Below are 3,828 nucleotides of genomic sequence, written 5' to 3'. Positions count from 1 at the left end.
TATAGATAATTCAAATAAAAACTACAGCTTCGACTTCGCTCAGCTAGCTTACACCGAGGGCTGAGCGAAGTCGAAGCCCGTCTACAAGTTATTTAAAACAACTATAATTCATTGAAGTGTTGGATCACTTCAGTGAATTGGTATAAGACTAATCAAATCCCAAGAGACAAGTGGCGGCGCTTTGCGCCGCCACTTGTCTCTTGGACAACTCAAGGATTTAAGGTGGAGATGACATTAGTCCCTGTAACCGTGACCGTTTGCGATTCGAGATTTGCTACAGCGCGATCGCCTCTGACATTAAGACTCTTATCGGGTTGTTGATAGGAAATATTGCCATCCGCCGTAATTGTTTTAGTGGGAATTAACCATTCCACTTTATCGGCATTAACCACACCCTGAGTAGAACTAAAACTTGCCAATACTTGACCTGTGAGGTTGATTTGCTCCTTTTCGATGCGGGCTTCTCCCTTATCGGCTTTAACGGTGATCCCACGGCTCTTGCTCCCTCCCGTAAAGGGAACGGGTAGAGTTACTAGTTTTTTCTCCAGATTCCAAACGGCTTGGGATGCTTCAAGATAAACATCTAGTTTGGGATCCTTCGCTTTGATATCACCATTAAAAGTAACTTCTTTCTTTTGAATGTTCCAATCCCCCCGATTGGCATTTAACTGCATTTTATCCTTGATTTGGATCACAGAAAGAGGAACCTCCGTATATACGCGATCGCGCTTCGCATCCCAAGTAACTTTCTCACTCTTCATTTCTAAGGGCGGCTCGACAGCGGTAACGATGACTTGTTTCTCTAAGCTATAGACGTTTGTACTGGGCTTTGCCGTTAATTCTTTACCCGTCATTCTCAGTTTGTCTTCGGGCTTATCAATCTGGACATTGCCTTTTGCCTTGAGCAGATCTTCCGAAGATTTCCAGATCATCTGGTCGGCTTTCATATTGATTTTTTCTTGGATAACGATCGCCTTAATATTCCCATCTAACGAAATAGCCTTACCCGCTTGATCGATCGTCCCTTTATCGCCCGTGGCTTCCATTAGCAGTTCGCCATCCCGATAAAATTTTCCTTTGACATCCTCAACATCAGCGATTTTGCGATCTTCACGGTAGTTAGCCTGCTTGGAAGTAATTTCCCACAGCAGCTTCCCATTGGCATCAAATTCAGTCAGGGTGATATTTTGGAGGCTAGAACCAGCAACTTGCGCCGACTTATTTAGGTTGGTAACTGAAGGGCGTAAAAATATAAACCACCCTAGTGCGAATAGGATTACTGTTGTCACAAAAATGATGATAAACAGGCGCAAGTTACGGCGGCTAAATAGTTGCATGATCCTTTTTGATAAAGTTACGAGATTTACGCCTTACTGGGTAGGGTGCAAATTTTAGTTACAGATATTATTGCTGCATAGCGATCATTTCTGCCATATCTTCAGGGGCGATCGCCTGAAAAACATCCCGATTATCCGACAATTGGGCGATCGCCCGATCGAGGCAATCTAAGCCATCCTGTAATGACTCGATCCGACAGAGACGCTCCCGCAAGGCTGCCGCTCCCGCAAATCCCTTAGCATACCAAGTCATATGTTTGCGCGATTGGCGGATACCGCGCATCCCTTTGTAGTCCCACAGTCCTTGTAAATGCTCCTTAGCCACTTCCAAGCAGGCGATCGCGGATGGCTTTGGTAAATATTCACCTGTCTTTAAAAAGTGATCGACTTCGCCCACTAAAAACGGATAGCCCAAAGTCCCCCGCGAACACATGACTCCATCGGCTCCAGTGGCTTCTAAACAGGCGATCGCCGCTTCAACGGAAAAAATATCACCATTGGCAATTACGGGAATTGTCAATACTTCTTTAACTTTCTGAATCCATTCCCATTTAGCTTGCCCCGTATAGCCCTGCGATCGCGTTCTGGCATGAACGGTGATCATCTTTGCCCCCGCATCCTCCATCCGCTTCGCAAAGTCTAAGATCGTAATTTCGGCATCATCCCAGCCGAGGCGAGTTTTGACGGTGACGGGAATATCCACAGCCGCAACTACCGATCGCACAATCTGGGCGGCAAGTTCGGGCTGCCGCAATAGTGACGATCCTCCACCCTTCTTGGTAATTTTATTCACGGGACAGCCCATATTAATGTCTACGGTATCTGCCCCTTCTAAAACTGCCTTCTGAGCTGCCTCCGCAAGAAATTCAGGACGACAATCAAAAAGCTGAATGCTGATCGGCGTTTCATGGCGATCGATCTCCATCAGTTTGGGCAAAGCCTTCATATGGTGGAGATCCGTTGCGCTGATCATCTCGGTATAGAGCATCGAATCAGCGGCATAGCGGCGCACCAATCGCCGAAATACTAAATCCGTCACCCCTGACAATGGTGATTGCAACACGCGACTTTGGAGAGTAACGTTGCCAATAGTTAAAGGTTGGGTGAATTTTTGCGGTAATTTCGATAGCCCAGAGTGCATGACTGTAAACTTTGCCCTAAATTTTGCTTTCTTGGGCGCTATATACAAAGGTATAGTAGTTTTAATGTTTTTTGTGAATCTTGGTCTTCTAGCGATCGCACTCACGTTATACCAATTCACGAAAGTGTGACAACGCTTTTGTGAATTCAAAACCAAACCTAGTGAGGGTTTGAAAAACTAAAAATGGCTACGTCATTTTTAGTTTTGGTATTAGTACAAAATATATCGATCTGAATATTAATCTGAATATTAATCTGAATATCGATCTGAATAAATAAAATAAAATTAAGGAGAAAAAATTTGTCTAAAAAACATCCAGTTATTTCGGTAACAGGTTCGTCGGGAGCTGGAACTAGCACCGTCAAACGCGCATTTGAACATATTTTCTTGATGGAAAATATCAAGGCTGCGATCGTCGAAGGCGATAGCTATCACAAATATAACCGTCTAGAAATGCGTGAGGTAATGAAGCAAGCTACGGCTGAAGGACGCAACATGAGTCACTTCGGTTTAGATGCTAACGTATTAGATAAACTAGAAGCCCTCTTCAAAGAATATGGAGAGACTGGTAACGGTCAAAGACGCTACTACCTCCACAGTACAGAAGAAGCGGAGTTCCACAATGAACGTCTTGGGACTGAGGCAAAACCTGGGGAATTCACGCCTTGGGAAAGCATCGAAGATGATACAGATATGCTTTTTTATGAAGGTTTGCATGGTGGTATCGTTGCCAAAGATATTGACGTTGCTCAGCATGTTGATTTGTTAGTGGGTGTAGTTCCCATTGTAAATTTGGAATGGATTCAAAAAATTCATCGCGATAATGCCGAACGTGGTTATAGTGCCGAAGCGATCGTCGATACAATTTTGCGTCGGATGCCTGACTATGTAAATTACATTGCGCCTCAGTTCTCCAGAACTCATATCAACTTCCAACGGGTTCCCACTGTTGATACTTCCAATCCTTTCATCTGCCGCGATATTCCTACTCTTGATGAAAGCTTCGTCATCATTCATACCAATCGTTGCTTCCGTGAGAAGTTTAGTATTGACTTCCCCTATCTGCTTGACATGATCCATGATTCCTTTATGTCGCGCCATACGACTTTGGTTGTCCCTGGTGGCAAGATGGGCTTTGCGATGGAATTGATTCTGCAACCATTGATTGACTCGATGTTAGTTGAATCGAAAAAGCTCCAATCATAATCAAAAAGTTTCAGTAGTTTAGCTTTAGGAAACCATTTAAGAAACCATTTAAGAATTCACTAGATCCCCCCAGCCCCCCTTAAAAAGGGGGGAGAATTAAATTCTTCCCCCTTTTTAAGGGGGATTGAGGGGGATCTCTTAGAG

At 44.2% G+C, this 3,828-nt stretch carries 3 protein-coding genes; 1 reads left to right on the top strand and 2 read right to left on the bottom strand.

All coding sequences use genetic code 11. From position 1 onward, the window contains the following. Positions 1 to 209 precede the first annotated feature (209 nt). On the bottom strand, positions 210 to 1,337 hold the full coding sequence (gene lptC, locus AC805_RS03040) for an LPS export ABC transporter periplasmic protein LptC (RefSeq protein ID WP_055074048.1): 1,128 nt from the start codon (positions 1,335 to 1,337) through the stop codon (positions 210 to 212). 67 nt (positions 1,338 to 1,404) lie between these two features. Then, complete coding sequence (gene dusB / locus AC805_RS03035) at positions 1,405 to 2,478, bottom strand: tRNA dihydrouridine synthase DusB (protein WP_055074047.1); 1,074 nt, start codon at positions 2,476 to 2,478, stop codon at positions 1,405 to 1,407. Positions 2,479 to 2,778: 300 nt separating this feature from the next. On the opposite strand from dusB, the gene AC805_RS03030 reads away from it, so the two are divergent. Next, complete coding sequence (locus tag AC805_RS03030; protein ID WP_055074046.1) at positions 2,779 to 3,684, top strand: phosphoribulokinase; 906 nt, start codon at positions 2,779 to 2,781, stop codon at positions 3,682 to 3,684. Positions 3,685 to 3,828 lie beyond the last annotated feature (144 nt).

The organism is Pseudanabaena sp. 'Roaring Creek' (genome assembly GCF_001402795.1).
In the GTDB taxonomy this organism is placed as follows: domain Bacteria; phylum Cyanobacteriota; class Cyanobacteriia; order Pseudanabaenales; family Pseudanabaenaceae; genus Pseudanabaena.
Note: the sequence above shows the minus strand (reverse complement) of the source record. Positions and strands in the feature narration are given on the sequence as shown.